23 protein-coding genes and 1 pseudogene are annotated in these 23,999 nt (G+C 73.9%); 21 read left to right on the top strand and 3 right to left on the bottom strand.

Translation table 11 applies throughout. The features are described 5' to 3' along the window. The 7 genes from AB0K25_RS28170 to AB0K25_RS28140 all read left to right on the top strand — a co-directional run bounded on the left by AB0K25_RS28170 (position 1) and on the right by AB0K25_RS28140 (position 6,836). Positions 1-1,023, top strand: coding sequence for an ABC transporter ATP-binding protein (locus tag AB0K25_RS28170; RefSeq protein WP_208570568.1), 1,023 nt, complete (start codon positions 1-3; stop codon positions 1,021-1,023). A gap of 40 nt (positions 1,024-1,063) precedes the next feature. After that, entirely contained in the window at positions 1,064-2,020 is a 957-nt protein-coding gene (locus tag AB0K25_RS28165; protein WP_255598013.1) for an oligopeptide/dipeptide ABC transporter ATP-binding protein, read from the top strand. Continuing rightward, on the top strand, positions 2,017-2,988 hold the full coding sequence (locus AB0K25_RS28160; RefSeq protein WP_363823627.1) for a BadF/BadG/BcrA/BcrD ATPase family protein: 972 nt from the start codon (positions 2,017-2,019) through the stop codon (positions 2,986-2,988). Before AB0K25_RS28165 ends, AB0K25_RS28160 begins: the two co-directional genes overlap by 4 nt. Then, positions 2,985-3,668 carry a putative N-acetylmannosamine-6-phosphate 2-epimerase gene (locus AB0K25_RS28155; protein ID WP_208570571.1) on the top strand — a complete coding sequence of 228 codons (684 nt, stop codon included), beginning with the start codon at positions 2,985-2,987 and terminating at the stop codon, positions 3,666-3,668. The genes AB0K25_RS28160 and AB0K25_RS28155 overlap by 4 nt, the downstream gene beginning before the upstream one ends. After that, positions 3,668-4,375 (top strand): GntR family transcriptional regulator, encoded by a 708-nt coding sequence (locus tag AB0K25_RS28150; RefSeq protein ID WP_141723122.1) that lies wholly within the window; start codon positions 3,668-3,670, stop codon positions 4,373-4,375. The genes AB0K25_RS28155 and AB0K25_RS28150 overlap by 1 nt, the downstream gene beginning before the upstream one ends. Continuing rightward, the gene (locus tag AB0K25_RS28145) at positions 4,375-6,009 is read left to right on the top strand and encodes an FAD-dependent oxidoreductase (protein WP_363823624.1); all 1,635 of its coding nucleotides are present in this window, start codon (positions 4,375-4,377) and stop codon (positions 6,007-6,009) included. Before AB0K25_RS28150 ends, AB0K25_RS28145 begins: the two co-directional genes overlap by 1 nt. 188 nt (positions 6,010-6,197) lie before the next feature. Beyond that, positions 6,198-6,836, top strand: coding sequence for a helix-turn-helix domain-containing protein (locus tag AB0K25_RS28140; RefSeq protein WP_363823622.1), 639 nt, complete (start codon positions 6,198-6,200; stop codon positions 6,834-6,836). Between the two features lie 45 nt (positions 6,837-6,881). Here the strand turns inward: AB0K25_RS28140 and AB0K25_RS28135 are convergent, their stop codons facing one another. Further along, positions 6,882-8,357, bottom strand: a complete 1,476-nt coding sequence (locus AB0K25_RS28135; RefSeq protein WP_208570614.1) for an endo-1,4-beta-xylanase — start codon at positions 8,355-8,357, stop codon at positions 6,882-6,884. A 559-nt stretch (positions 8,358-8,916) separates the two neighbouring features. Between AB0K25_RS28135 and AB0K25_RS28130 the strand changes: the two are divergent. The 7 genes and pseudogenes from AB0K25_RS28130 to AB0K25_RS28100 all read left to right on the top strand — a co-directional run. Further along, positions 8,917-9,195: pseudogene (locus AB0K25_RS28130) on the top strand (monooxygenase); the annotation flags it as partial. 166 nt (positions 9,196-9,361) lie between these two features. Further along, a complete protein-coding gene (locus AB0K25_RS28125; protein WP_363823620.1) occupies positions 9,362-10,942 on the top strand; it encodes a phenylacetate--CoA ligase family protein in 1,581 nt (526 codons plus the stop codon). 2 nt (positions 10,943-10,944) lie between these two features. Next, positions 10,945-11,385 carry a DUF4188 domain-containing protein gene (locus AB0K25_RS28120; RefSeq protein ID WP_363823617.1) on the top strand — a complete coding sequence of 147 codons (441 nt, stop codon included), beginning with the start codon at positions 10,945-10,947 and terminating at the stop codon, positions 11,383-11,385. After that, the gene (locus AB0K25_RS28115) at positions 11,382-12,470 is read left to right on the top strand and encodes a GNAT family N-acetyltransferase (protein WP_363823615.1); all 1,089 of its coding nucleotides are present in this window, start codon (positions 11,382-11,384) and stop codon (positions 12,468-12,470) included. Before AB0K25_RS28120 ends, AB0K25_RS28115 begins: the two co-directional genes overlap by 4 nt. Continuing rightward, positions 12,471-13,445 (top strand): nitroreductase, encoded by a 975-nt coding sequence (locus tag AB0K25_RS28110; RefSeq protein ID WP_363823612.1) that lies wholly within the window; start codon positions 12,471-12,473, stop codon positions 13,443-13,445. Between the two features lie 115 nt (positions 13,446-13,560). Further along, positions 13,561-14,127, top strand: coding sequence for a hypothetical protein (locus AB0K25_RS28105; protein WP_219460656.1), 567 nt, complete (start codon positions 13,561-13,563; stop codon positions 14,125-14,127). Then, on the top strand, positions 14,108-16,855 hold the full coding sequence (locus AB0K25_RS28100) for a M48 family metalloprotease (RefSeq protein WP_363823610.1): 2,748 nt from the start codon (positions 14,108-14,110) through the stop codon (positions 16,853-16,855). The genes AB0K25_RS28105 and AB0K25_RS28100 overlap by 20 nt, the downstream gene beginning before the upstream one ends. Positions 16,856-16,927: 72 nt before the next feature. On the opposite strand, the gene AB0K25_RS28095 is transcribed toward AB0K25_RS28100, so the two are convergent. After that, a complete protein-coding gene (locus AB0K25_RS28095) occupies positions 16,928-17,722 on the bottom strand; it encodes a class I SAM-dependent methyltransferase (protein ID WP_219460664.1) in 795 nt (264 codons plus the stop codon). Between the two features lie 279 nt (positions 17,723-18,001). Between AB0K25_RS28095 and AB0K25_RS28090 the strand changes: the two genes are divergently transcribed. The 4 genes from AB0K25_RS28090 to AB0K25_RS28075 are packed head-to-tail and all read left to right on the top strand — an operon-like array spanning position 18,002 to position 21,026. Next, positions 18,002-19,045 carry an aromatic ring-hydroxylating dioxygenase subunit alpha gene (locus AB0K25_RS28090; RefSeq protein ID WP_363823608.1) on the top strand — a complete coding sequence of 348 codons (1,044 nt, stop codon included), beginning with the start codon at positions 18,002-18,004 and terminating at the stop codon, positions 19,043-19,045. After that, positions 19,042-19,248: a hypothetical protein gene (locus AB0K25_RS28085; RefSeq protein ID WP_219460673.1), complete on the top strand. Its 207-nt coding sequence runs from the start codon at positions 19,042-19,044 to the stop codon at positions 19,246-19,248. The genes AB0K25_RS28090 and AB0K25_RS28085 overlap by 4 nt, the downstream gene beginning before the upstream one ends. Beyond that, positions 19,245-20,243 carry a PDR/VanB family oxidoreductase gene (locus tag AB0K25_RS28080; RefSeq protein ID WP_363823605.1) on the top strand — a complete coding sequence of 333 codons (999 nt, stop codon included), beginning with the start codon at positions 19,245-19,247 and terminating at the stop codon, positions 20,241-20,243. The genes AB0K25_RS28085 and AB0K25_RS28080 overlap by 4 nt, the downstream gene beginning before the upstream one ends. A gap of 54 nt (positions 20,244-20,297) precedes the next feature. Continuing rightward, positions 20,298-21,026, top strand: a complete 729-nt coding sequence (locus AB0K25_RS28075) for an IclR family transcriptional regulator (RefSeq protein WP_308290685.1) — start codon at positions 20,298-20,300, stop codon at positions 21,024-21,026. An 18-nt stretch (positions 21,027-21,044) separates the two neighbouring features. Here AB0K25_RS28075 and AB0K25_RS28070 read toward each other — a convergent pair whose 3' ends face one another. Next, on the bottom strand, positions 21,045-21,512 hold the full coding sequence (locus tag AB0K25_RS28070; RefSeq protein WP_208570586.1) for a MarR family transcriptional regulator: 468 nt from the start codon (positions 21,510-21,512) through the stop codon (positions 21,045-21,047). Positions 21,513-21,594: 82 nt separating this feature from the next. Between AB0K25_RS28070 and AB0K25_RS28065 the strand changes: the two genes are divergently transcribed. The 3 genes from AB0K25_RS28065 (at position 21,595) to AB0K25_RS28055 (ending at position 23,951) form a co-directional block, all read left to right on the top strand. Continuing rightward, positions 21,595-22,521 (top strand): SDR family NAD(P)-dependent oxidoreductase, encoded by a 927-nt coding sequence (locus tag AB0K25_RS28065; RefSeq protein ID WP_219460679.1) that lies wholly within the window; start codon positions 21,595-21,597, stop codon positions 22,519-22,521. 78 nt (positions 22,522-22,599) lie between these two features. Continuing rightward, positions 22,600-23,502 (top strand): amidohydrolase family protein, encoded by a 903-nt coding sequence (locus tag AB0K25_RS28060; RefSeq protein ID WP_219460682.1) that lies wholly within the window; start codon positions 22,600-22,602, stop codon positions 23,500-23,502. Further along, on the top strand, positions 23,499-23,951 hold the full coding sequence (locus tag AB0K25_RS28055) for a MaoC family dehydratase (RefSeq protein ID WP_219460685.1): 453 nt from the start codon (positions 23,499-23,501) through the stop codon (positions 23,949-23,951). Before AB0K25_RS28060 ends, AB0K25_RS28055 begins: the two co-directional genes overlap by 4 nt. Positions 23,952-23,999 lie beyond the last annotated feature (48 nt).

Here is a 23,999-nt window from a genome sequence, read left to right as displayed (position 1 = left end):
ATGGTGGCACCACCGCACGCCCCGCACCCACTGCTGACGGTCGACGATCTCGTCGTCTCGTTCGACGGCCCGCTCGGCACCTACCGTGCGCTCAACGGTGTCTCGTTCTCCGTCGGCGCGGGCGAGACACTGGCCATCCTGGGGGAGTCCGGGTCCGGCAAGTCGGTCACCGTCCGCGCGGTGATGGCGCTGCTGCCCCGGCACAGCGCGACGATCGAACGCGGCACCATCCGGTACGACGGCGAGGAACTCTCCGCGCTGCCGGTACGGCGTACCCGCGAGTTGTCCGCCACCGAGATGGCGATGGTCTTCCAGGACTCGTTGACCGCGCTCAACCCGGTCGTGCGGGTCGGTCAGCAGATCGCCGAACTGTTCCGGGTCCGGCAGCGCACCTCGCGACGGGAGGCCTGGCGGCGCGCGGTGGCCGGCCTGGAGCGGGTCGGCATCCCGAATGCGGCCCGCCGGGCGCACGACTATCCCCACCAGTTCTCCGGCGGGATGCGGCAGCGGGTGGTGATCGCGATGGCCCTCGCCCTGCGACCCCGGCTGCTCATCGCCGACGAGCCGACCACCGCCCTGGACGTGACCGTCCAGGCGCAGATCATGGACCTGCTGCGCGAACTGCGCGAGGCCGACGGGATGGCGATGATCCTCATCACCCACGACCTTGGGGTGGTCGCCGACGTGGCCGACCGGGTCGCGGTCATGTACGCCGGCACGGTCGTCGAGTCGGGTCCGCTGCGCACCGTGTACGACGCCCCGGCCCACCCGTACACCCGGGGGTTGATGGCCTCGGTGCCCGCACCGGACCGCCCCGGCGAGCGGCTGACCCCGATCGAGGGGATGCCGCCCTCGCCGCTGGCGACGCCCGCCGGTTGCCCGTTCCACCCCCGGTGCCCCGTCGCCCGGGCGGACTGCCGCACCGACCGGCCGGCGCTGCGGGTCGTCGCCGCTGGCCACGAGGCGGCCTGCCACTACGCCGAGGAGGTGATGGCCGGTGTCGACGTCCGAGGCGCGGCTTGAGGTCAGACAGCTACGGGTCAGCTATCCGGCCCGGGGCGGCCTGCTGCGCCGGGCATCGGAGGTGCACGCCGTGGAACGGCTCAGCCTGACCGTCACCACCGGCCGCACCCTGGGGCTGGTCGGCGAGTCCGGCTGCGGCAAGTCGACCCTGGCCCGGGCCATCGTCGGCCTCCGCCGACCCACCGGCGGCGAGATCTGGTACGCCGGCGAACGGGTCGACGACGCCGACGCGGCCCGCCGACGCCGGTTGACCACCCAGATCCAGATGGTCTACCAGGACCCGTACTCGTCGCTGAACCCGCGCAAGAAGGTGTCCTTCATCGTCACCGAGGGCTGGCGGGTGCACCGTGGTCAGGTGCCGCGCGACCAGTGGACGGACCGGACGGCCGAGCTGCTGGCCCGGGTCGGGCTCGCCGCCGAACTGGCCGACCGCTATCCGCACCAGTTGTCCGGTGGCCAACGCCAACGGGTCGGCATCGCCCGCGCCCTGGCCATGTCGCCGCGGATCCTGGTCTGCGACGAGCCGGTGAGCGCGCTGGACGTGTCGGTCCAGGCGCAGACCCTCAACCTCCTCGCCGACCTGCGCGCGGACCTGGGTCTGGGCTACCTGTTCATCGCGCACGACCTGTCGGTCGTCCGGCACATCAGCGACGACCTCGCGGTGATGTACCTGGGCCGGATCGTGGAGACCGGACCGGCCGCGACGGTGTACGGGACCCCGGCCCACCCGTACACCCGGGCGCTGATCTCGGCGGCCCCGGTACCCCGTCCATGGGCGGCACCACCGGCGGAGCGGATCCTGCTCACCGGCGAGGTGCCGTCGCCGGCCTCGCCGCCGTCCGGTTGCCGGTTCCGGACCCGGTGCGGGCTCGCCCAGCCGCGTTGTGCCGAGGTCGAACCGGAACTCCGCCCGGTCGCCGGGCGTGAGGTCGCCTGCCACTACGCCGAGTCCAGCCTGGCCGGCGGCGGGCCACCGGTCGCGGCGGTGCCCCGATGAGCGGCACCGGCCCCGTGCGGGTCGGCGTCGACCTCGGCCAGGGCGGCTGCCGCGCGGTGGCCCGGTACGGCCGGTCCACCGGACACGCCGCGACCCCGGGGTTCTGGACCGGGGACACCGACGCCCGGATCGCCGACGCGGTGGCCGGCGCGCTGGCCGACCTGGGCCCTGTGCCCGACGCCCCGGTGCTGGTCGGAGTCGGCATGACCGGTCTCAACGGCCAGCCGCCGGCGGTCGCCGCACTGGCCGCCCGGCTGCGTGCCCTGGACCGGTACGGCCACCTACGGGTCACCGACGACAGCGTGACCGCATACCTGGGGGCGCTCGGTCCGGTCCCTGGCGCGGTCGTAGCTGCCGGCACCGGGGCGGTGGTCCTCGCCGCCGACGCCACGGGCCGTACCGCCCGCGCCGACGGCTGGGGTGCCGACCTCGGCGACCGGGGGTCGGGCCACTGGATCGGCCGTACCGCGATCCGGCTCGCCCTACGGGACCGGGACCGGGACCGGACCGCACCCGGCCCGCTGGCCGACGCGGTGAACACCGCCTGGGGGCCGGTGGAGACGCTGCCGGCCCGTTGGCGCGACGACCCACCCACCCCGGAACGGATAGCAGGCTTCGCCGGCACGGTCGCCGAACTGGCCCGCGCCGGTGACGACGGTGCCCGACGGATCTGGTGCCGGGCCGGTGAACTGCTCGCCGAGTCGGCGGTCGGGGCGCTGCATCGGATCGGGCTCGGCACGACCCCGGTGCCGGTCGCCGGGACCGGCGGAGTCTTCCGCGCCGAGGACCTGCTGTGGCCGTCGTTCACCGCGGCCCTACGCGCCGGGGCCCCCGCCGCCCGGCCGGTACCGGCCGCCGGGGACCCGCTCGCCGGCGCGCTGGCCCTGACCGACGGGCCGGGCGTCCCTTCCCCGTTTTCCGGACTCATCGTTCAGATCGACATCGAAGCAAAGGCAGAACACCGATGAACGTGGCCGACGCCATCCGTGGACGCCTGGTCGTCTCGTGCCAGGCCCAGGGCCCCAGCCCGTTCACGGACACCGGGCACATGATGGCGATGGCGGCTGCGGCCGTACTCGGCGGGGCCGCCGGTCTGCGTGGCCAGGGAGTGGCCCACGTGCGGGGCATGGTCGACCTCGGGGTGCCGGTGGTCGGACTGGTCAAGCGGAGCACCCCCGGCAGCCCGGTCTACATCACCCCGGGCGAGGCCGACGTGACCGCACTGACCCGGGCCGGGGCGCAGATCGTCGCGGCCGACGCCACCGGTCGACCCCGGCCCGGCGGGGAGAAACTGGCCGACCTCGTCGCGGCGGCCCACACCGGCGGAGCCCTGTTCATGGCCGACGTCGACAGCCTGGACGCCGCCCTGGCCGCCGTCGATGCCGGCGCCGACCTGGTCGGCACGACGCTGTCCGGCTACACCGCCGGCCCGGTGCCGGACGGGCCGGACATCGCCCTGGTGGGCGAGCTCAGTCGACATTGTCCCGTTCCGGTCATCGCGGAGGGGCGATACCGTACCCGTACCCAGGTCTCGGCGGCGTTCGACGAGGGTGCGTGGGCAGTCGTCGTCGGCACCGCCATCTCGGACCCGGTCAACACCACGCGCAGGTTCGCGCAGGCCTGCCCGCATCCCCGGTTGGATTCGTGATGACCACCAAACTGAGCCAGATCCGTACCGAACTCCGGCACCGCGTCGCCGGCCTGCCGGCGCACTCGGCGCTGCCCCGCGAGCGGGACCTCGCCGAGGAGTTGGGCGTGAGCCGGACGACACTGCGCCAGGCGCTGCGTGAACTGCTCGACGCCGGCCTGGTCTACACCATCCGTGGCCAGGGCACCTTCGTCTCCGACACCCGGATCGCCAAGGGCACCAGCCTCAGCGGGTTCACCGAGGACATGCTGGCCCGTGGCCTGCTCCCGAGCAGCAAGCTGATCGAGGCGGACGCGATGGTCGCCCGCGACGCGGCGGCCACCGACCTCGGCCTGCCCGAGGGGTCACTGCTCTACCGGGTGGAGCGGCTGCGGCTTGCCGACGGCTCGCCGATGTGCCTGGAAGAGGTGCACCTGCCGGCCGACCTGTTCCCCGGGCTGCTCGTGGAGAACCTCGACAACGGGCTCTACGAGACCATGAAGGACCGCTACCACATCCAGGTCACCGTGGCCCAGCAGATGATCGCCGCCGTCGTACCGTCCCGGCGGCAGTGCGAACTGCTGGAGATCCCGCCCTCGGCGGCCCTGCTGGAGGTGCGCCGGATCGGCTACGACGGACGGGGCCGGGCCGTCGAACGCGCGGTGTCGCTCTACCGGGGCGACCGCTACCACTTCTCCCTGACCGCACGACGAGGCGAGGCCGACTGATGTCCACCACCACGGCTGAGGAGCACACCGACATCCTGGTCGTCGGCGGGGGCGTGGGCGGGATCGCCGCCGCGCTGGCCGCCTGCGAGGGTGGCGCCCGGGTCACCGTCGTCGAGCCGTACGGGTGGATCGGCGGGCAGCTCACCTCGCAGGCGGTGCCGCCCGACGAGCACCCCTGGATCGAGACACACGGCTCGACGGCCAGCTACCGGCGGTTCCGGCAGGCGGTGCGCGAGCACTACCGGAGCTGGTATCCGCTGGCATCCGACGGGTCGGCCCGACCGGTCAACCCGGGTAACGGCTGGGTCAGCCCGCTGTGTCACGAACCCCGGGTGGCGCTGGCCGTGCTTCAGGCCATGATCGCCCCCTGGCGCGCGGCGGGGCGGCTCACCGTGCACACCCGGGCGCAGGTCGAGCGGGCCCACACGGACGGGGACACGGTGACCGCCCTGGCCGTCCGACTCGCCGACGGCACCGTCCGCCACATCGGTGCCAGCCTGGTCCTGGAGGCTAGCGAGACCGGTGAGCTGCTGGCCCTGGCCGGCATCGAGCACCGCACCGGCACCGAGTCGCAGGCGCAGACCGGCGAACCGAGCGCCCCGGACCGGCCCGCTCCGCTGAACATGCAGGCCGCCACGGTCTGCTTCGCCCTCGAACACGTCGACGGCGACCACACGGTGGACCGGCCGGCCGACTACGACCACTGGCGGACCCGCACGGCACCCGGCTGGCCGGGTCCGCTGTTCAGCTGGACCTACCCCGATCCGCGGACCGGCCGACCGGTCACTGGTCGCTTCACCCCGAACCCCCGGTCGACGGCGGCGTCGATGGAGGAGGGGCTGGTCGCGCCGGAGCTGTGGACGTACCGGCGGATCCTCGACCGGCAGGTGTTCCGGCCCGGCCTGTTCCGCAGCGACGTGACGCTGGTCAACTGGCCGATGAACGACTATCTCGACGGGCCGTTGTTCGACGTACCGGACGCCGCGCGGCACGTCCGGCGGGCCAGGGAAGCCAGCCGTGCCTTCCTGTACTGGTTGCAGACCGAGGCGCCCCGCCCGGACGGCGGCACCGGCTACCCCGGTCTGCGGCTACGCCCGGACGTGACGGGCACCGTCGACGGCTTCGCGCAGGCACCGTACATCCGGGAGGCCCGCCGCCTGGTGGCGCTGACCACGCCGACCGAGCAGGACCTGTCGGTCGCGGTACGCGGAGCCGCCGGTGCGGTCGGCTACCCCGACACGGTCGGCACCGGTCACTACCGCATCGACCTGCACCCGACGACCGGCGGCGACGGCTACCTCGACGTGGCGGCGCACCCGTTCGAGATTCCCCTCGGCGCGTTGCTGCCCACCCGCGTCACCAACGTGATCGCCGCCGGCAAGGCCGTCGGCACCACCCACATCACCAACGGCTGTTACCGGGTGCACCCGGCCGAGTGGTCGATCGGGGAGGCCGCCGGCGCGCTGGCCGCGTACTGCCTGGACCGGCAGACCTCACCGCACGGGGTCCGCGACAGTGCCAAGTCGCTTGAGGATTTCCAGGCCGAGCTGGTGCGGCGGGGGGTCGACCTGCACTGGCCGACGGCCACGGCGGCAGCCCTGGGACCGGCGGGCGGCGGACCGCTGCCGAGCTGACCCGGACGCCCGGGCCGGGAACCGGGGAGCGGGACCAGCCCCGACCGCCGCCCTGCCGGGGAGTGGCCCCGACCGGCTCGTCGCAGACCCAGCATCGCCGGCCGTCACGCCGCCTGACGTTCCACGACCGCCGTCAGTCGGCGGCCACGACCATACTTCGCGTATGGCCACCTACTCTCCGTTGATATATGGCTCGGCCTGAGCGGCCACTTCCCGCCGACGGAGGCCCGATCGTTGGGTTCGCACAGGATTTGCGACTCCTACGGGAGAAGGCAGGATCACCGAAGTACCTGTTGATGGCACGGCGGACGGGCCGGTCGCGTACCGCGTTGGCTGAAGCGGCCGGCGGTGATCATCTCCCCAGCTGGGACACCGTCCGGGCGTTCGTGGAAGCGTGTGGCGGTGATCCGATGGAGTGGTTGCCGAGATGGGAACACGTGCGGGCGGTGGCGCGGGAAGATCGGGTGAATCCGACCTCTGCCACCACAGAAGCACCGCCACCGGGGGTGCCGTCGGTGTCTGCGGACGACGTCGCCATCCTGCTTCGCCTCTGGCAGGAGCAGCGTGATCAGGCCCGCCAGAGCGAGAACCACCGGGCGATCGTCAGTCCGTCAGGGCGCTGCACGGGCACGGCGTCGACGGCGGCAGCGGTGCCTTGGAGCCACTGTCGGCCGTTCACCCAGCACCGGGAGCGCACCGACCCGCGGCGTACCGCTGGTCGTCGGGGGAGACGCCTCGGCGCGAGGACGCGGCGGTCATCCGCCGGATCGTCCTCGCGCCGTCAGGACTGCTGCCACCGTCGCGTCAGGGCCGGTGGCGGTCCCTGACCTGTCCTGGACGGGCGGCCCGCGCCCGTCCAGGACAGGTGGTGTTCAGGAGGCGGTGCAGACCGGGGTCAGGCCGGTGGCGGACCCGGTGCCCTGGAAACCGAACTCCGTGTACTGGCCGGCGGCGACCGAGCCGTTGTAGTTGACGTTGCTGAACTGGACGCTGCCGCTGGTGCCGGTGCGCTCGGCGCTCCACACGTTGGTGATCGCGGCGCCCGACGGCAGGGTGAGCTGGACGTTCCAGCCCTGGATCGGCGCGCTGCCGGCGGTGACCCGGACGGTGGCGACGAAGCCGCCGGTCCAGGAGTTCAACGACACCGTGGCCGTGCAGCCGTTCGTCGGCGGCGGCGTGGTCGGCGGGGGAGTCGTCGGCGGCGGGGTGGTGGGCGGCGGGGTGGTGGGCGGCGGCGTCGTCGGCGGCGGCGTGGTGGGGGGCGGGGTGGTCGGCGGCGGCGTGGTGGTCGGCGGGGTGGTGGTCCGGCCCTTGTTCAGTTCGTCGAGGACGGCGTAGTACGCCGCCTTCTTCTGGTAGTTGCCGTTGCCGCCGGTGAACAGCAGGCCCCGCTCGGAGGAACGCCACGACTCGCTGTCGGAGATGCCCCAGACGGTGATGCCGGTGCACTTCGCGACGTTCAGGCAGGCCCGGACGACCTTGCGGTAGTTGTCCGCCTGGCCGGCGCCGATGTCGTTGTTGCTCAGGTCGTCGTCGATGTCGACCTCGGACAGGTGCACCTCGACGCCGAGGTCGGCGAAGCGCTGGATGTTGGCCTGCAGGTCGTTGCTGATGATGCTGTTCGGGTTGTCGTTGAAGTGCGACTGGAACCCGACGCAGTCGATGTACTGCCGGTAGGTGCGGACGATGTCGTACAGCGCGTTGGCCTTGCGGTTCGGGCCACCGCCCTTGACGGTCAGCCCCTCGACGTCGTAGTCGTTGATGCAGAGCTTGGTGGAGTAGCCACCGGCCTGCACGACCTGCTTGGCCCGGATGAACGAGTCCCGGATGACGTCGGTGTCGCCGGCGTCGAAGAAGTCGCCGTCACCGTTGGCGTCCCGGTTCATGGTGTGCGGCCACTGGTTGCGGCGGCGACCGGTGTTGTTGTCCTCCAGCGACTCGTTGACCACGTCCCAGTAGGCGATCTTGCTGCCCCAGCGGTTGATGGCGTTGCCGATGAAGGTGTTCAGCGTGCTCTGGCTGGCCCCCTGCAGCGCGCCGGCCTGCGAGTGCCACACCAGCGTGTGCCCCCGGACCACCATGCCGTTGCTCTGCGCATGGTTGACCAGCTGGTCCGCGCCGCTGGTGTTCTGCAGCCCACCGCTCGACGTGGCGATCCGGTCGGGCTTCATGTCGTTCTCGGGGGTCAGCTGGCCGAATTCCTGACTGAGGATCGGGTATAGCCGGTTCGGTGAGGACGCGGTGCCGAAGAACAGCCCGGCCTTGGCCGCCGCGGCCCGCAGCGTGGTCTCGGCGGCGACGGCCGGGGTGCCGGACTGGACCGCCACCGCGCCGCCGACCAGCAACATCACCGCCGCCGGCAAGGCCGTTCTGCTCACTATCCTGCGTCGCCTCAGGCTGCTGCCCACGGACCCTCCTCGTTACATGACGTCAATAATTGATGCATGTGTATGCCCATCGAAGGGTCAGTATCGATAGCGGTCTACCATACTGTCAACAACTTTCGGAAATGTTCCGGAAACCTTGCCGGGTGGGCTGACCTGGCGGAAGTCGGATTCGCGCAGGTGGACGCGCCGGGACGCGGAGTGGCCGGCCGGAAGACACCCGGTTACGTCCGCCGTCCGGCGGACGGACGCCGAAACATTCGAAATTCGGGGCCGGACGGCCGAAAAGGCGCTGGACAGGCCGCCGGCCGGTGGATAGGTTGCCGCTGCCCGTGACGCAGCCCGAGGAGGTGAGACCCATGAACGCCGTACCCACGTGGGTGCTCCCCCTGCCCGTCGCGGTCGGGCGACCGACGTAACCGTCGCCCGGGAGCGCCCCACCCATCAGGCTCTCCCGGAAGGCGCTTCCCGTGCACCAGTCGCCGCTCGCCACCACCCCGCCCACCGCAGCGGTCGGGCCCGCCTGCTCGGCCGGCGGCTGCGTGACCTCGACCTGCGTCAGGGTCGCCGCTACGACCGGCTGCGCCACGGCCGGGGCCTGCTGCTGGACCGCACCGGCCGGCTCGGCGTCGCCGGCTGGACCGACCGGGTCGACCGGGTCGACCACCTCAACGACCCCACGGTGGACCTGGACGTCCCGTGCGTCCTGCTGCGCCCGGACGGCCACGTCGCATGGGCCGGCGACGACCGACAGGACCTGGACGGTCACCTGACCCGTTGGTTCGGCCGACCCGCCACCTGAGCACGACCGCCGACCGGGACCGCATCGCCCGGTCGGCGGGTGTCGTGCCGGGAACCCACCGGGGGCACGCCCGGACGGTCGGGGCGGTCGACCGAGTAGGAATACTCAGGTACCTACCGCATCCGGCCTCAAGACCCGACGCGGCGACCCGGACAGAGTGGTCGGCATGGCCGAGCTACCGCACCGACCCGTCGTCCTGCGTACCGTCGAATCGCCGTTGCCGGCCGTGGTGGCGCACGGCCGGCAGGTCGGCCTGGGGGCCCTCGGCCGCGCGGTGGCCGTGCTGGCCCGGCTCGCCGCCCGACACCCCGCCGGCTGGCGCTGGGTCGCGCGCCGGCACCACCCGGCGCTGGACGGGCTGGCCGCCGCGCACGCCCGGGCGGTGTGCGCGCGGGCCGCCCGGCAGGTCCCCGCCTACCGGGCCTTCCTGCAAGCCCGCCCGGCGGGCGTGCGCCGCCGGCTCGTCGACTTCCCGGAAACCGACAAGGCCAGCTACGTCGTCGCCCACCACGCCGCCGCGCGCTGCCGACACGGGCGGCTGCCCACCCGGGGGGTGGTGGTCGACGAGTCGGCCGGCTCGGCCGGGCAGCCGTTCAACTGGCCCCGCAGCGACCGGGAACTGCGCGCCGTGCACCGCGACATCGCCGGCTACACCGGACTGGTCTTCCCGATGCGCCGACCGTTCGTCATCAACGCCTACTCGATGGGAGCCTGGGCGACCGGGACGACCACCGGCGCGGCGATGGCCCGGATCGCGGTGGTGAAGAACACCGGCCCCGACCTCGGCAAGATCATCGACACCCTGCGGGAGTTCGGCCCCGACTTCGACTACCTGGTGACCGCCTACCCGCCGTTCCTCAAGCACCTGCGGGACCGGCTCGACGCCGAGGACTTCCCCTGGCCGCGCTACCGGGTCGCGGCCAGCTGCGGCGGCGAGGGGATGACCGAGGCGCTGCGCGACTACCTGGAGCAACGCTTCACCCTCGTCCGGTCCGCGTACGGGGCGTCGGACCTGAGCATCGGCATCGGCGCGGAGACCCGGTTCACCGTGTGGCTGCGCAGGCGGTTGCAGACCGACCGGGGGCTGCGCGACGCCCTGCTCGGCACCGACGAGCAACGGCTGCCGATGGTGTTCCAGTACAACCCGTTCGCCACCTACCTGGAGACCAACGAGCGACGGGAACTGGTCTGCACCGTCACCGGCGGCGACGTGCTCCAACCCCGGCTGCGGTACAACGTCGGGGACGAGGCGCTGCTCGTGTCGTACCGGCGGGTCGTCGAGCTGGTCTGCGCCGACCCGGTACGCCGGGCCGAGCTGCGCACCGCGGTCTGCGCCGAGCGGATGACCCTGCCGCTGCTGCTGCTCTTCGGCCGCAGCGACTCCACCATCTCCTACCTCGGCGCGAACCTCTACCCGCAGGACGTCGAGTACGGCCTCTACGTCGGCAACCCGTACGCCCCCGAGATCAGCCGGTTCTGTCTCGCCCTGGTCGAGGACGCGACGCTGGAGACCCGGCCGGTCATCCACCTCGAACTGCGCCGACCGCTGGCCGACCCGCAACGCGCCGCGCTCGTCGACGCGTGCCGCCTCGGCGTACGCCGGCACCTGACCTCGGTCTCCCGCGACTTCGCCCAGTCCCTGGTGGAGGACGCCACCGCCGGGGACCTGCGGGTCGAGCTGCACGAACCCGGCACTGGCCCGTTCGCCGGCCAACAGAAGATCAAGAACAGCTACCTGGTGAGGTGACCATGCGTACCCGTGACTTCTCCCGAGCCCCCGCGCAGGCCCGTGCCGGCGCCATGTTCATCGGCGGCACCCGCTACGCCAACCCGCTGGTGCTGCTGCGGCTCGCCCCGTCCTGGTTCCGGATGCTGCGCGACATGCGCCGGATGAACGGCTACTGCTGGCACACCGTCTACTGGCAGTTCCCGCTGACCCTCGGCACCATCGCGTTCTTCACCGACCGCGACGCGATGCTGCGCTTCGCCCGCACCCGGCACCACCGCCGGCTGATGGTCTGGCTGACCGACGGCACCCGCAACGCCACCGCCGGCTTCATCCGGCTCTACACCGCCAGCCCCGACGGCTACTCCAACGGCACCTGGCGGGCCGAGGGCCCCCAGATGGGGCACATCGACACCTTCACCCCGCTGGGCGCGGAGACGACCGGGCCGGCGGTCCGCCGATGAGCCCCGCCCGGCACCGGTTCACCCGGGTCACCGACCGGCGCGGCCTGCGGCAGTTCCTCGCCTTCGGCGACCGGCTCTACGCCGGTGAACCCCGCCACGTGCCCACCCCCCGCCAGCAGATCCGCCGCTGGTGGCGCGACGGCGTGCCGCTGTACCTGCTGCGCGACGCCGCCGGCACGATCGTCGGCCGCACCACCCTGCACACCGACGCGGACTTCGACGCCAAACTCGGCCGACGGTGCCAGCTGTTCGGGCTCACCGAGTTCACCGAGCGGGCCGGGAGACCACTGTTCGACGCGATCACCGCCCACGCCGACACCGACCGGGACCTGCTGTTCGGCCCGGTGGCGCTGCTGCCCAACCAGGCCGGCGGGGTGATCACCTCCGGGCACGCCGAGCGCGGCTTCGTCGACAGCGCCTGGAACCCGCCGTGGTACCCGACCGCCTACGAGGCGTACGGGTTCCGCCGCCGTTTCGAGGCCGACACCTGGATCTGCCCCGTACCGGCCCCACCGGAGCCCCTCCCGCCGGTGCACGTCGACCCGGACGGCACCCGCATCGTGCTGCACCGGGGCGACGTACGCCACCTCGACGACCAGCTCGACCTGCTGCGCGGGATGCTCAACGCCTCCTTCGCCCAGCTCGGCTACTACACGCCGATCTCCGCCGCGCAGCTACGGCGGCAGACCGACGGGCTGGCGTACCTGCTGGACGAGTCGCTGCTGCTCTACCTGACCCGCGACGGCGAACCGGTGGCGTTCGTGCTCTGCGTACCCGACATCTCAGAGTTCCTGATCGCCGTCCGGGGCGACCTGCACCTGGTCAACCAGGCCCGGTTGCTGGCCGCCCGCCGCCGCTACCGTCGGGAGGCGGTGCTGGTCGTCAAGGGGGTCCTTCCGCAGCACCAGGGGCGCGGCTACCAGCGGCTGCTCTCCACCCACCTGCACCGCAACCTGTACACCGGCGGCTACACCACGCTGCGCAGCACCTACGTCGAGCGGGACAACACCGCCTCGGCCGCCCAGTACCGCCGCCTCGGCGGTCGCCCGCTGCACGGCTACACCTTCTACGCCAAGGAGCGGTAGGTGGACCACGACGCGTTCCGGCGGCTCGAACGGTGGTGCTGGCGGGCCCCGAGCGCGCACAACACCCAACCGTGGCGACTGCGCTACGAACCCGACGCGATCCGGATCGGCTGGGACCCCGCCCACACCCTGCCCGCCGGCGACCCCACCGGCCGGGACCTGCGGCTGTCCCTCGGCGCGTTCGTCGAGACGTGCCTGATCGTCGCGGCCGACGCCGGCCTGCGGCTGGACTATCTCGCCGACCACGACGAACACCACAGGTGGGTGGGACTGCTGCGCCCCGCCCCGGACCGCTACCCGACCCCGTTCCGCACCACCGACGTGTGGGAACGCCGGACCGACCGGGGTCACCTCGCCGCCGGGGTGGACGGGGACACCCTCACGGCGGTGGACGCGGTCGCCCGGCCGGCCGGCGGCAGCGTACGGACCGTGCCGCAGGCCGGGCGGCTCGGTGCCCTGCTGCGCGCCGCCGACCGTCGGCTCTACGCGGACCCGGCGGTCGTCGCCGAACTGCGCCGCTGGCTGCGGCTGGACCCCACCCACCCGGGCTACCACGCCGACGGGCTCACCGACCGCTGCCTCGCCCTGTCGCGGCCCGCCGCCACCGGGCTGCGCGCGGCACTGGCCGGGTACCCGGTGCTGCGCCCGCTGGGCCTGCCGAGGCTGCTCGCCGCCGCCGCGGGCGACCCGCTCGCCCAGGGCGGCACCGTGCTCGTCCTGGTCGCCCCGGACCACCTCGACGAGCCCGGCCAGGTCGAGTTCGGCCGGGTGCTGCTGCGCACCTGGCTGACCCTGCACACGGCGGGGCTGGCGGCACACCCGCTGAGCCAGCTCATCGACGTCCCCACCACCCGGACGGCGCTCGGTGCGCTGCTCGACGTCGCGCCGCAGCGTCTGCTGCACGTCGCCCGGGTGGGCCGGCCCACCCGGCCCGCACCCCGCTCCGCCCGCCGGGTCGCCGCCGGTCGGGCCTGACCGTCGGCACCCCCCGACCGGCGTCCCGGGGACTGTCCGGTTGCCGACCGCGCGTGGGCGTCGACCGGCGTACGGTGGCCGCGCAGACCCGTCGACCCCGTCCGAGGCAGGCCCGATGACCCATGGCACGTCGATGTCGGCCGGCCGGGACGCGACCTTCGACGACCTGGTCCGGCTGGCCGTCCGGGCGGTCGCCCCCGACGAGGAACCGCTGCTGGGCCTGCTCGCCCCCGACTACCACCGCCGCCCCGGCCACTGGCGACGCGATCCGGGCGCGCTGACCCGGGTGGGTGGTGGCGAGGCGGGCGGCGGCGGTTTCGAGGCGGTGGTCGAACCGCTCCTGCCGTACCTGCTGGTGCTCACCGGGGTGGCGGTGGAGGCGCTGCGCGACGGCGTGCGCGACCAGGCCACCGAGGCGGTCCGCGGTGGCCTGCGCGGGCTCGGCCGGCGGTGGCGCACCCGGGGCCGGCGGGCCGTCGACCCACCGCCGCCCGAGGTGCGGCTGCGGCCGGGTCAGCTGCTGCGGATCGAGGAGGCGGTCACCGCCGCCGCCCGCGATCCCCGTTGGACGCTCACCGAGGACCAGGTCGCGGTGTTGCGTGACGCCGTACGCGACGCGTTCGCCCAGCGCTTCGGTGTCGCCGGGCCCGACACTGCCGAGGATGATGTCGACGGTCGCTGAGGGCGGGCGCGGCCCCGCCGGCCCGGCCGGCGCGACGACACCGCCGCCGCCCTCGGCGACTCCGCCACTGCCTTCGGCGACCCTCGGCCGGTTCGTCGCCGCGGTCACCGCCGTCGTGGGCACGAGCATGTTCGGATGGTCGACGGTCCTCGTCGACGGCGACGCGACCAGGGTGCGCGCCGAGTGCCTGGCGGACGTGCTGCGGACCCGACCGTTCCCGATCGACGCCCGGGCCGGCACGGTCGACGAGACGGGCCTGGCTGCCATCCGGCGCTGCACCGCCGGCCTCGGACCGGACGTGGCCGGGCAGCTGCTCGCCGGGCTCGCGGTGCTGCTGGCGGTGACCATGCTGGCCTACCTCGTCGCGCCCTGGTGCGAGTGCCGACTGCGGGGCCTGCGCCGCCTCGACCGGGTCCCCGGCACCCAGGCGCTGCGGGCCGACCTGGCCGAACTGGTCGGGGTGGCGGGGCTACGCCGGTCGCCGACGTTCGTGGTGTCCCGGTCCGCGCGGATCAGCGGCAACACCTTCGGCGCCGGGCCCCTGCGGTACGTCCGGTTGGACCTCGGCCTGGTGCACGCCCACCGGGTGGCCCCCCGGGTGTTCCGCGCGGTCGTGCTGCACGAGCTGGCCCACGTCCGCAACAGCGACATCCACCTCACCCGGCTGACCATCGCCCAGGCCTGGGCGTTCCCGCTCGGGGTGCTCGTGCCCGTCACCGTCACCTACCTGCGTGCCGACGCCGGCCGGCAGCTGCTCGCCGACTCCTGGCGGCTGGCCGCGTTCGCACTGGTCGTGCAGGTGTCGGCGTGGTCGGTGCTGCGGGCCCGGGAGTTCACCGCCGACGCCCGGCTCCCCGCCGCCGACGCCGACGCCGTCCGGGCGCTGCTCGCCGCCGACCACCGGCAGGTGGGGCGGTGGGCCCGCCTCGGTGCGTTGTTCCGGTTCCACCCCCTGGCCCGGGCCCGCGCCGACGCGCTGGACCGTCCCGGCCGCCGGTTCGCCGCCCGCCCGGTCGAGGCGCTCGGCGCGGGCCTGGCCGCCGGGATCGCCGCCCCGTCGGTGCGGGACCTGGCGACCAGCCTGCCCCGGGTGCTGCCGGGCGCGGACCCGGTCACCGACAGCGCCTTCGTCACCGGCATCCTGCTCGGCGTGCCGCTGGCCCTGGTGGCCACCGGGGCGCTGTGGCGGGCGGCCTGGTGGGCACGGCACACCGGCCGTCCGGTGGCCTCCGGCGCGGCGTTCGGCGCGGCACTGGCCTGCGGCCTGCTCGTCGGCCGCCGCCTGGCCTGGCGGGTGGCGTACGCGACCGACCTGCGGGCCTGGTGGATCGAGGTGCTGCTGGCCGGGCCGTGGATCGCCGGTGGCGCGCTGCTCGGCCGGTGGGTGGCCGACGGCGCCCGGGCCCACCTGCGGCACCTCGCGGCGGCGGCGGTCACCCGGATCCGGTGGGCGTGGGCCGGCGCGGCCGTGGCCACGTCGGTGCTCACCGCCGGGTACGTGGCGACGTTGCTGGTGCTCGACGCCTGGTCCACCGACGACGGGTGGAGCATGCTGCACCTGGTCGCCGCCCGTGAGGGCACCGGGGCGGCGACCCCGCTGACCCTGCTGGACATGATCGGCTTCTACGTGCGGATCACCGCCGCCTCGGCCCCGTACCTGATCGCGCTGCCGTTGCTCGCGGCGTTGTTCCCGGTCCTGGCCGGCCGGGGTGCGACGCGGCGGGCGCTGCGGACGGGGGTGGCCGTCGGGGTGGCCGGGGCGCTGGTGCTGCCGCTGGTGCCCCTCGGCGTCGGAGCCGCGGTGCGTGACCCCGGCCTGGCGACGGCGACCGCGGCGACCCTGGTGACCAGCCACACCCTGTTGCCGGTCACGTTCGTCGAGGTGGGCGTGGCCGTGGCGGCGGTCGCCACCCGACGCCTGTCGCTGTCGCACGCGCTGCTCGCCGCCCTCACCGCGGGGGCGCTGATGACGCCCGCGGTGGTGGTCGCCGACGTGCTGGTGTCCTGTGTGGCCGGTGCCCCCGGGTGTGCCCCTGCCGTCGATCCGACGGTGGTCGTCCGCGCCCTCACCCACGCCCTGCTCGTCGCGCCGGTGGCGGCGGTGCTCGCCGCCGCCGTGGGGACGGCCGTGCCGGCCGCGCTCGCGGTGCTCGGCCGGCGTCGGTGGTGGCCGGCGGTGGTGGTGCCCGTGCTGCTGGTGGCCGCCGGGGCGGTCGCGGTCACCCCGCACCGCCCGACGCCGGTCGGTGACCGTGGCCGGGACCCCTGCCTGGTCGGGGTCTGGCGGCTCGTGGCGGGTCGGTTCCACGAGCCGGTGGCCCCCGACTCGCCACTGGGCGTGCTGACCGGCCTGCACACCGACGGTGCCCTGGACCTGTCCAGCGGGCCGGCCGGCGGCCACGCCACCGCCTACCGGGCGGACGGCACCGCGACCGACCTGTACGACCTGTTCGTCGCCGAGGGCACGCTCAACGGGCACACCGTGCGCAGTGTGCAGCGGGGCACGGTCACCTACCGCTGGTCGGCCGGGAACGGCCGGTACGCCCAGCGTGACCAGGTCGCCGCCAGCGACCGGGTGCTCCGGGTCGACGACCGTGAGCTGCCCCTGACCGGCCCGGCGGAGGACTTCGGCGGCTCGTACCGCTGCACCGCCGACCAGTTGGTGATCACAACGGCCGACGACGCCGGCTCGCACACCGAACAGACCTTCGTCCGCAGCCCGACCTGAGCGGCGGATCAGCCGTCGGGGGTGGGTCGGCGCGCGGGACCACCCCGCCTACCTCGGGCTGGGACGCCGTCGTCAGGCCGGGCCGGGCAGCCGGGGAACACGACCGCTGATCTGGACGAAGTGGAAGCCCTCGACGACCACCCGGGGGTCGGCGAACGCCTCGATCGTCGCCGTGAGGTCGGCGTCGGTCAACCCGTGGGCCAGCAGGCTGCCGCGCAGTTGCGGGATGCCGGCCCGCAGCAGCCGGCAACCCGGACCGCCGCCGCGCCACCGGCCCGTCGTGGTCCGGGAGTCGACCTCGACCAGGCCGGCCGCTGCGAAGGCCGCCGGGGCCCGCTGTGCCCAGGCGAGGTCGAGACCGCTGCCGACGAGAGCCGCCGTGTGGGCCGCCAGGTAGCGGGTCAGCAGATCGGCGGTCGCGTCGTCCGGCGCGGACGAGACGAAGTCGCCGGGCGGGAGCGCGAACTCACCGATGAGCAGTACACCGCCGGGTGCCAGGGCGGCCACCATCCGCCGCAGGGCCTCCTCGCGCCGGGGCAGGTGACCGAGGAGCAGCCGGGCGTGCACCAGGTCGAAGGTGCCCGGCGGCTGGTCGGTGACGACGTCCTGGCGGTGGACGACGAGCCGGGGGTGCGGCGGGACGTGCTGCGGGGCGACGTCCGTGGCGACCACCTCGGCCGCCCGTTCGGCCAGCCACAGCGCGACGCTGCCGGCACCGGCGGCCACCTCCAGGCACCGCCGGCCGGTCAGGTCACCCCACTGCCCGAGCGCGGCCCGGGTCGGTCCGTCCAGCAGGTCCGCCAGCGCGTCGTGGTGGGCGCCGGCCTGGTCACTCGCATTGTCGAACGCATAGCCCTTCGTGCTCACCCCACCATCCTGCCGGACGGCGAGCCGTTACGCCCCCGACCCACCGCCCCTGGCCCACCGTCCCGACCCACCGCCCCTGGCCCACTGCCCCTGGCTCACTGCCCCGGTCCATCGCCCGGTCCACCGCCGTGGGCCGGGGAGCCGACGTGCCCGGCCGGCACCGCCTCCGGCGGGTCCCCGACACTCCGCATTCCACTGAGTGCAAGCCCTGGTCCACGCCGGACCCCGGGACGGAATGATTCGACTCCATCGATGTTCGCCCGGCGGGAGGTCGTTCGGATGGAGTTCGCCCGGGACCAGTGGTACGTGGCGGCCCACGGCGGGGAGGTCGGCCGGGACCTGCTCGCCCGTACGGTGCTCGGTGAACCGCTGGTGCTGTACCGCACCGGTGCCGGGGAGGCCGTGGCGCTCGCCGACCGGTGTGTGCACCGGCGCTTCCCCTTGTCGCAGAGCCGCCTCGACGGCGACACGATCGTCTGCGGCTACCACGGCTTCACCTACGACCCCACCGGCAGTTGCGTCTTCGTACCCGGTCAGCAGCGGATTCCGCGTACCGCGCGGGTCGCGGCCTACCCGGTGGTGGAACAGGACTCCTTCGTCTGGGTGTGGATCGGGGACCGGGAGCGGGCCGACCCGGCCACCATCCCCCGCGCGCCCTGGCTGGCCGACCCCCGGTACGCGGTGGTCCGGGGCATGGCCCCGCTGGACGCGCGGTACGGCCTGCTGGTGGACAACCTGATGGACCTGTCCCACGAGACCTACCTGCACGGCGGTTACATCGGCACCCCCGAGGTGGCGGACACCCCGATCACCACCGAGGTCGACGAGGAACGGGGTGTCGTGCACGTCAGCCGGCACATGGACGACGCCGAGTGCCCGCCGTTCTACGCCCGCTCGACCGGCATCCAGGGCCGGATCACCCGCTGGCAGGACATCGAGTACCACCCGCCGTGCCTCTACCTGCTGCACAGCCGGATCGCCCCGCAGGGCGTCTACCCGCCCGCGCGGGGGGAGGACAGCGACGCCTTCCACGCCGAGATCGTCTACGCCATCACCCCGTCGACCGCGCACACCACGTACGACTTCTGGGCGGTGGCGCGCGACTTCGCGGTCGACGACGAGTCGGTCAGCGCGTACCTGCACCAGAGCAACCACACCGTGGTGATGCAGGACGTGGCGGCGCTGAACACCCTGGAGCGGGTGATCGCAGCCGAACCGGAGCGATACCAGGAGCTGAGCATCAACATCGACACCGGTGGGCTGGCCGCCCGACGGCTGCTGGCCCGGCTGGTCGGCTCCGGGACGGTGGGAGCGCCCCGGTGACCGCACCCGCCGGGCAGCGGGTCTACCGGGTCCACTGGGTGCCGGGCACCGACGTGCTGCGCGGGACCTGCCACTGTGGCGCCGAGCGCCTCGCCGACGAGCCGGTGGCCTTGTGGGAGTGGCTGCTCGGCCACCCGCGGGGCCACGCGACGACGACCGTGCCGGCATCCGGCCCGCCCGCCCGGCTGGCGGTGCCGGCATGACCGGGGACAGGCCGACGAGGGACGGGCCGGTCGGGGACGGGTCGGTCGGGGACGGGCTGGTCGGGGTGGAACTGACGGTGGTGGCCCGGGAGCGGGTGGCGGCGGAGGTCGTCGAGATCGGGCTGGCCCGCCCGGACGGTGGTGACCTGCCCCGGTGGACCCCGGGCGCGCACGTCGACCTGGCGCTGGGCCCGGAACTGGTGCGGCAGTACTCCCTCTGCGGTGATCCGGCCGACCGGTCCGTCCTACGGATCGCCGTGCAGCGGGAGCCGGACGGTCGCGGTGGCTCCCGGCTGGCGCACGCCCGGCTCACTGTCGGCGGCACCGTCCGGGTGCACGGGCCCCGCAACACCTTCCCGCTGGTCGCGGCGCGGCGCTACCTCTTCGTGGCCGGTGGCATCGGGATCACCCCGATCCGCCCGATGGTCGACGCGGCCGACGCCGCCGGTGCCGACTGGCGGCTGGCGTACGGCGGACGCAGCCGCGCCACCATGGCCTTCGCCACGACCCTGCGGGAGCGGTACGGCGACCGGGTGTGCCTCTGTCCGCAGGACGAGACCGGGCTGCTCGACCTGACCGGGCTGCTGGGCCGAACGGGCGACGGCCTCGTCTACTGCTGCGGCCCGGAATCCCTGGTCCGGGCAGTGGAGGAACACTGCGCCGACTGGCTGCCCGGCCGACTGCACGTCGAGCGGTTCACCCCCCGGGGCGACGCCGACGGGCCGGAGACGGCGATCGAGGTCGAACTCGCCCTCTCCGGGCGCACGGTACGCGTGCCCCCGGGGGTGCCGATCCTGCGGGCGGTGGAGGAGGCCGGGGTGCCGGTCCTGTCGTCCTGTCGGGAGGGCACCTGCGGCACCTGTGAGACCCCGGTGCTCGCCGGGGTGCCGGAGCACCGCGACAGCCTGCTCACCGCGCAGGAGCGGGCCGCCGGGGACACCATGATGATCTGTGTCTCCCGGGCCCGTACGCCCCGGCTCGTCCTGGAGCTGTGACCGGCCGGCGCGGGCGGGGAGGATGGTGGGATGCGCGGCCAACCGGGACGGTCGGTGACCAGCAGGGTGCTGGCGCTGCTGGACGCGTTCACCCCGGCGAACCCGGCCCTGACGCTGAGCGAGCTGGCCCGGCGCACCGGGTTGCCACTGTCCACCGTGCACCGCCGGGCGGCCGAGCTGCTCGCCTGGGGGGCGTTGGAACGCGGCGTCGACGGGCGGTACCGGATCGGCCTGCGGTTGTGGGAGGTGGGTTCGCTGGCGCCCCGGGGGCTGGGGTTGCGGGAGGTGGCCCTGCCGGTGATGGAGGACCTGTACGAGGTGACCCACGAGAACGTGCAGCTCGCCGTCCGGCAGGATCTCGAACTCGTCTTCATCGAGCGGATCGCCGGCCGGCACGCGGTGCCGGTGCTCACCCGGGTGGGTGGCCGCTTCGCCCTGCACGCCACCGGCGTCGGTCTGGTCCTGCTCGCCTACGCGCCGGTCGGGGTGCAGGAGCGGGTGCTGGCCGCGCCGTTGGAGCGGTACACCGAGCTGACCGTCACCGATCCGGGGCGGCTGCGCCGCTGTCTGGCCGAGGTGCGCCGGGTCGGGTACGCGGTCAGCGACCGGCAGGTGACCATGGACGCCCTGTCGGTGGCCGCGCCGATCCGCGCCCCGGAGGGGGTGGTGGCGGCGCTGTCGTTGGTGGTGGACCGGTCCCGGGCGGACCCGCTGGCGCTGGCCCCGCTGGTGCAGGCCGCGGGCCGGGTGCTGTCCCGGGCGCTGGGCGGCGCGCACCGGTGACCACCGGCCGGACCGGCGTCAGTCGGGGAAGGCGAGCAGTCGCAGCAGGTGGGCCAGCCGTTCGTGGTCGCGGGGCGTCATGCTGGCCAGCGAGTCGAGCCCCACGGCGCGGACGGCGTCCTGGGCGCGGGCGAACAGGGCCCGTCCGGCGTCGGTGGCGGTGAGGACGTTGGCCCGGCGGTCGGCGGGGTCGGCGTGCCGCTCGACCAGTTGGCGCTGCTCCAGCCCGTCGATCAGGGCGACCACCTGGCTGGGGTCGAGGTGCAGGAATTCGGCGAGTTCCCGCTGGGTCGGGCGGACGTCGTCGGCGGCCAGGGCGAGCACCGAGTAGGAGCGGGCCTTCAGTCCGTGTGCGGCGAGGGCGGTGTTGGCCGCCGCGAGCGCGCGCGCGTTGGCGCGGGCCAGCAGGAAGCTCAGGTCACCGGCGAGCGTGCTGTCCCGCAGCCGGTCGCGTCCGGTCGGCCGGGTCCGTTCGGCGGGGGACATGGCGACGATGGTAGCAAGGTTCCCGAATAATTGACATTCTCAACGGTTCGTGCTCAGATCGCATCGACGAAAGGGAGTGCCCATGTCACTGGACGGCAAAGTCGCCATCGTCACCGGGTCCGGGCGTGGCCTCGGTCTGGCCTACGCCCAGGAGCTGGCGCGGCGGGGGGCCTCCGTCGTGGTCAACGACGTCGACGCGCGCGCCACGGCCGACGCGGTGGCGGCGATCGAGGCGTCGGGCGGGCGGGCCGTCGCGGTGACCGCGCCCGTCGGCCCGACCGAGACCGCGCAGGAACTCGTCAGCACGGCGGTCGCGCACTTCGGCCGACTGGACATCCTCGTCACCAACGCCGGCGTGCTGCGCGACACCGTGCTGTGGAAGATGACCGACGACGACTTCGACACCGTCGTCACCGTGCACCTGCGCGGCACGTTCACCACGGTGCGCGAGGCGGTGCGGCACATGCGGCAGGCCGACGCGGGCGGACGGATCATCTGCATCGGGTCACCCACCGGTCAACGCGGCACCTTCGGTCAGACCAACTACGCGGCGGCCAAGGCGGGCATCGTCGGCATGGTCCGCACCTGGGCGCTGGAGCTGAAGCGGGCCGGCATCACCGCCAACACCGTCGTCCCGGTCGCCGCCACCGCGATGACCGCCACCGTCCCCTACTTCGCCGCTGCGGTGCGGGCCGAGGCGGCCGGTGAGCCGATGCCCGCGTTCTTCCGGCACGACCTCGGTTTCGGCACGGCCGCCGACGTGGCCGGTCTGGTCGCGTTCCTCGCGTCCGACGCGGCCGCCCAGGTGACCGGGCAGGTGATCGGGGTGGGTGGTGACCGCCTCCAGATCTGGACCCACCCGGAGGCGGCGGTGACCGCCTACCGCGAGGGCGGCTGGACCTACGACGCGCTGGTGGAGGCCTGGCCGACCACGTTCGACGGGGCCGCGCAGAGCGTCGGCGAACGCTTCCCCGAGCTGCCCGTCCAGTTCCAGCCGGCCAATCCCTGACCCGGCCCACCGTCACCTGACCGACGAGACCGCCCGCCCGCCCGCCGGACCGGACCCGCCCGACGGAGGTTGCCGCCCATGTACCAGCCCGCGATCGACCTCGACGCCGTCACCGCGATCGACATGCACGTGCACATCGAGGTCGACGACCACGGTCACGCCTCGCTGCCCGCACCGCTGGTGGCGGCCGTGTCGAAGTACTTCCGCACGGACGGGCCCCGGCCGGCGGTCGACGCGGTGGCGCGCTACTACCGCGAGCGCGGCATGGCCGCCGTCGTGTTCACCGTGGACGCGGGCACCCAACTGCGGCATCCGCCGCTGTCCAGCGTCGACATCGCCCGCGCCGCCGCCGAGCACGCCGACGTGCTGATCCCCTTCGGTTCGGTCGACCCGCGCACCGGCGGGCCGGCCCTCGACCTCGCCGCCCGGCTGATCGAGCAGGAGGGGGTACGCGGCTTCAAGTTCCACCCCACGGTGCAGGGCTTCGACCCCGGCGACGACGCGTACGCGCCGCTGTGGGCCCTGATCGAGCGGGCCGGGCTCCCGGCGATCTTCCACACCGGGCAGACCGGCATCGGCGCGGGCCTGCCGGGCGGCTACGGGCTGCGGCTCGGCCTGTCCAACCCGATGCTGCTCGACCCGGTCGCCGCCGACTTCCCCGACCTGCAGATCGTCATGGCCCACCCGTCGGTGCCCTGGCAGGACGAGGCGCTGTCGGTGGCCACCCACAAGCCCAACACCTGGATCGACCTGTCCGGCTGGAGCCCGAAGTACTTCCCGGCGGAGCTGGTACGCCACGCCAACTCGGTGCTCAGCCGCCGGGTGCTCTTCGGCACCGACTACCCGCTGCTCACCCCCGAGCGGTGGCTGCGTGACGTGGCGGCCACCGACCTCAAGCCGGACGTGCTCCCGGGCATCCTCAAGGACAACGCGGCCCGGCTGCTGGGCCTCGCCCGGGAACGACGAGAGGAAGCGCCATGACCACGACCATCACCTACGACCAGCTCGCCGACCTCGCCGGCACCGACCTGGGGCACACCGGCTACCGCACGGTCACCCAGGACCAGGTGAACCTGTTCGCCGACGCCACCGACGACCACCAGTGGATCCACGTCGACCCGGAACGGGCCAAGGCCGGCCCGTTCGGCGCACCGGTCGCGCACGGCTTCCTCACCCTGTCCCTGGCGGTGCCGTTCTGGACCGAGCTGCTGGAGGTCAAGGGGGTGACCACCAAGGTGAACTACGGCCTCGACCGGGTGCGCTTCCCCGCGCCGGTCGTGGTCGGGGCGCGGGTGCGGATGCGGGCCACCGTCGTCGAGGTGGTCGAGGTCCGGGGTGGCTACCAGCTCACCGTCGACCAGAGCATCGAGATCGAGGGCGGCGTCAAGCCGGCGGTGGTCGCCCGGGGGTTGTACCGCTTCCACGGCTGAGCCCGGCGGCGTCCACGCCGGGTGACCCACCACCACCACCTCCACCAC

Source organism: Micromonospora sp. NPDC049257 (genome assembly GCF_040678915.1).
In the GTDB taxonomy this organism is placed as follows: Bacteria; Actinomycetota; Actinomycetes; order Mycobacteriales; family Micromonosporaceae; genus Micromonospora; species Micromonospora antibiotica.
This window is presented reverse-complemented; position numbering and strand designations above follow the sequence as displayed.

Coding starts and splice junctions, on each gene's coding strand:
- AB0K25_RS28170 (WP_208570568.1), top strand. CDS start 1: ATGGTGGCACCACCGCACGCCCCGCACCCACTGCTGACGGTCGACGAT.
- AB0K25_RS28160 (WP_363823627.1), top strand. CDS start 2,017: ATGAGCGGCACCGGCCCCGTGCGGGTCGGCGTCGACCTCGGCCAGGGC.
- AB0K25_RS28155 (WP_208570571.1), top strand. CDS start 2,985: ATGAACGTGGCCGACGCCATCCGTGGACGCCTGGTCGTCTCGTGCCAG.
- AB0K25_RS28150 (WP_141723122.1), top strand. CDS start 3,668: ATGACCACCAAACTGAGCCAGATCCGTACCGAACTCCGGCACCGCGTC.
- AB0K25_RS28145 (WP_363823624.1), top strand. CDS start 4,375: ATGTCCACCACCACGGCTGAGGAGCACACCGACATCCTGGTCGTCGGC.
- AB0K25_RS28140 (WP_363823622.1), top strand. CDS start 6,198: ATGGCTCGGCCTGAGCGGCCACTTCCCGCCGACGGAGGCCCGATCGTT.
- AB0K25_RS28135 (WP_208570614.1), bottom strand. CDS start 8,357: ATGTTGCTGGTCGGCGGCGCGGTGGCGGTCCAGTCCGGCACCCCGGCC.
- AB0K25_RS28125 (WP_363823620.1), top strand. CDS start 9,362: ATGGCCGAGCTACCGCACCGACCCGTCGTCCTGCGTACCGTCGAATCG.
- AB0K25_RS28120 (WP_363823617.1), top strand. CDS start 10,945: ATGCGTACCCGTGACTTCTCCCGAGCCCCCGCGCAGGCCCGTGCCGGC.
- AB0K25_RS28115 (WP_363823615.1), top strand. CDS start 11,382: ATGAGCCCCGCCCGGCACCGGTTCACCCGGGTCACCGACCGGCGCGGC.
- AB0K25_RS28105 (WP_219460656.1), top strand. CDS start 13,561: ATGACCCATGGCACGTCGATGTCGGCCGGCCGGGACGCGACCTTCGAC.
- AB0K25_RS28100 (WP_363823610.1), top strand. CDS start 14,108: ATGATGTCGACGGTCGCTGAGGGCGGGCGCGGCCCCGCCGGCCCGGCC.
- AB0K25_RS28090 (WP_363823608.1), top strand. CDS start 18,002: ATGGAGTTCGCCCGGGACCAGTGGTACGTGGCGGCCCACGGCGGGGAG.
- AB0K25_RS28080 (WP_363823605.1), top strand. CDS start 19,245: ATGACCGGGGACAGGCCGACGAGGGACGGGCCGGTCGGGGACGGGTCG.
- AB0K25_RS28070 (WP_208570586.1), bottom strand. CDS start 21,512: ATGTCCCCCGCCGAACGGACCCGGCCGACCGGACGCGACCGGCTGCGG.
- AB0K25_RS28065 (WP_219460679.1), top strand. CDS start 21,595: ATGTCACTGGACGGCAAAGTCGCCATCGTCACCGGGTCCGGGCGTGGC.
- AB0K25_RS28060 (WP_219460682.1), top strand. CDS start 22,600: ATGTACCAGCCCGCGATCGACCTCGACGCCGTCACCGCGATCGACATG.
- AB0K25_RS28055 (WP_219460685.1), top strand. CDS start 23,499: ATGACCACGACCATCACCTACGACCAGCTCGCCGACCTCGCCGGCACC.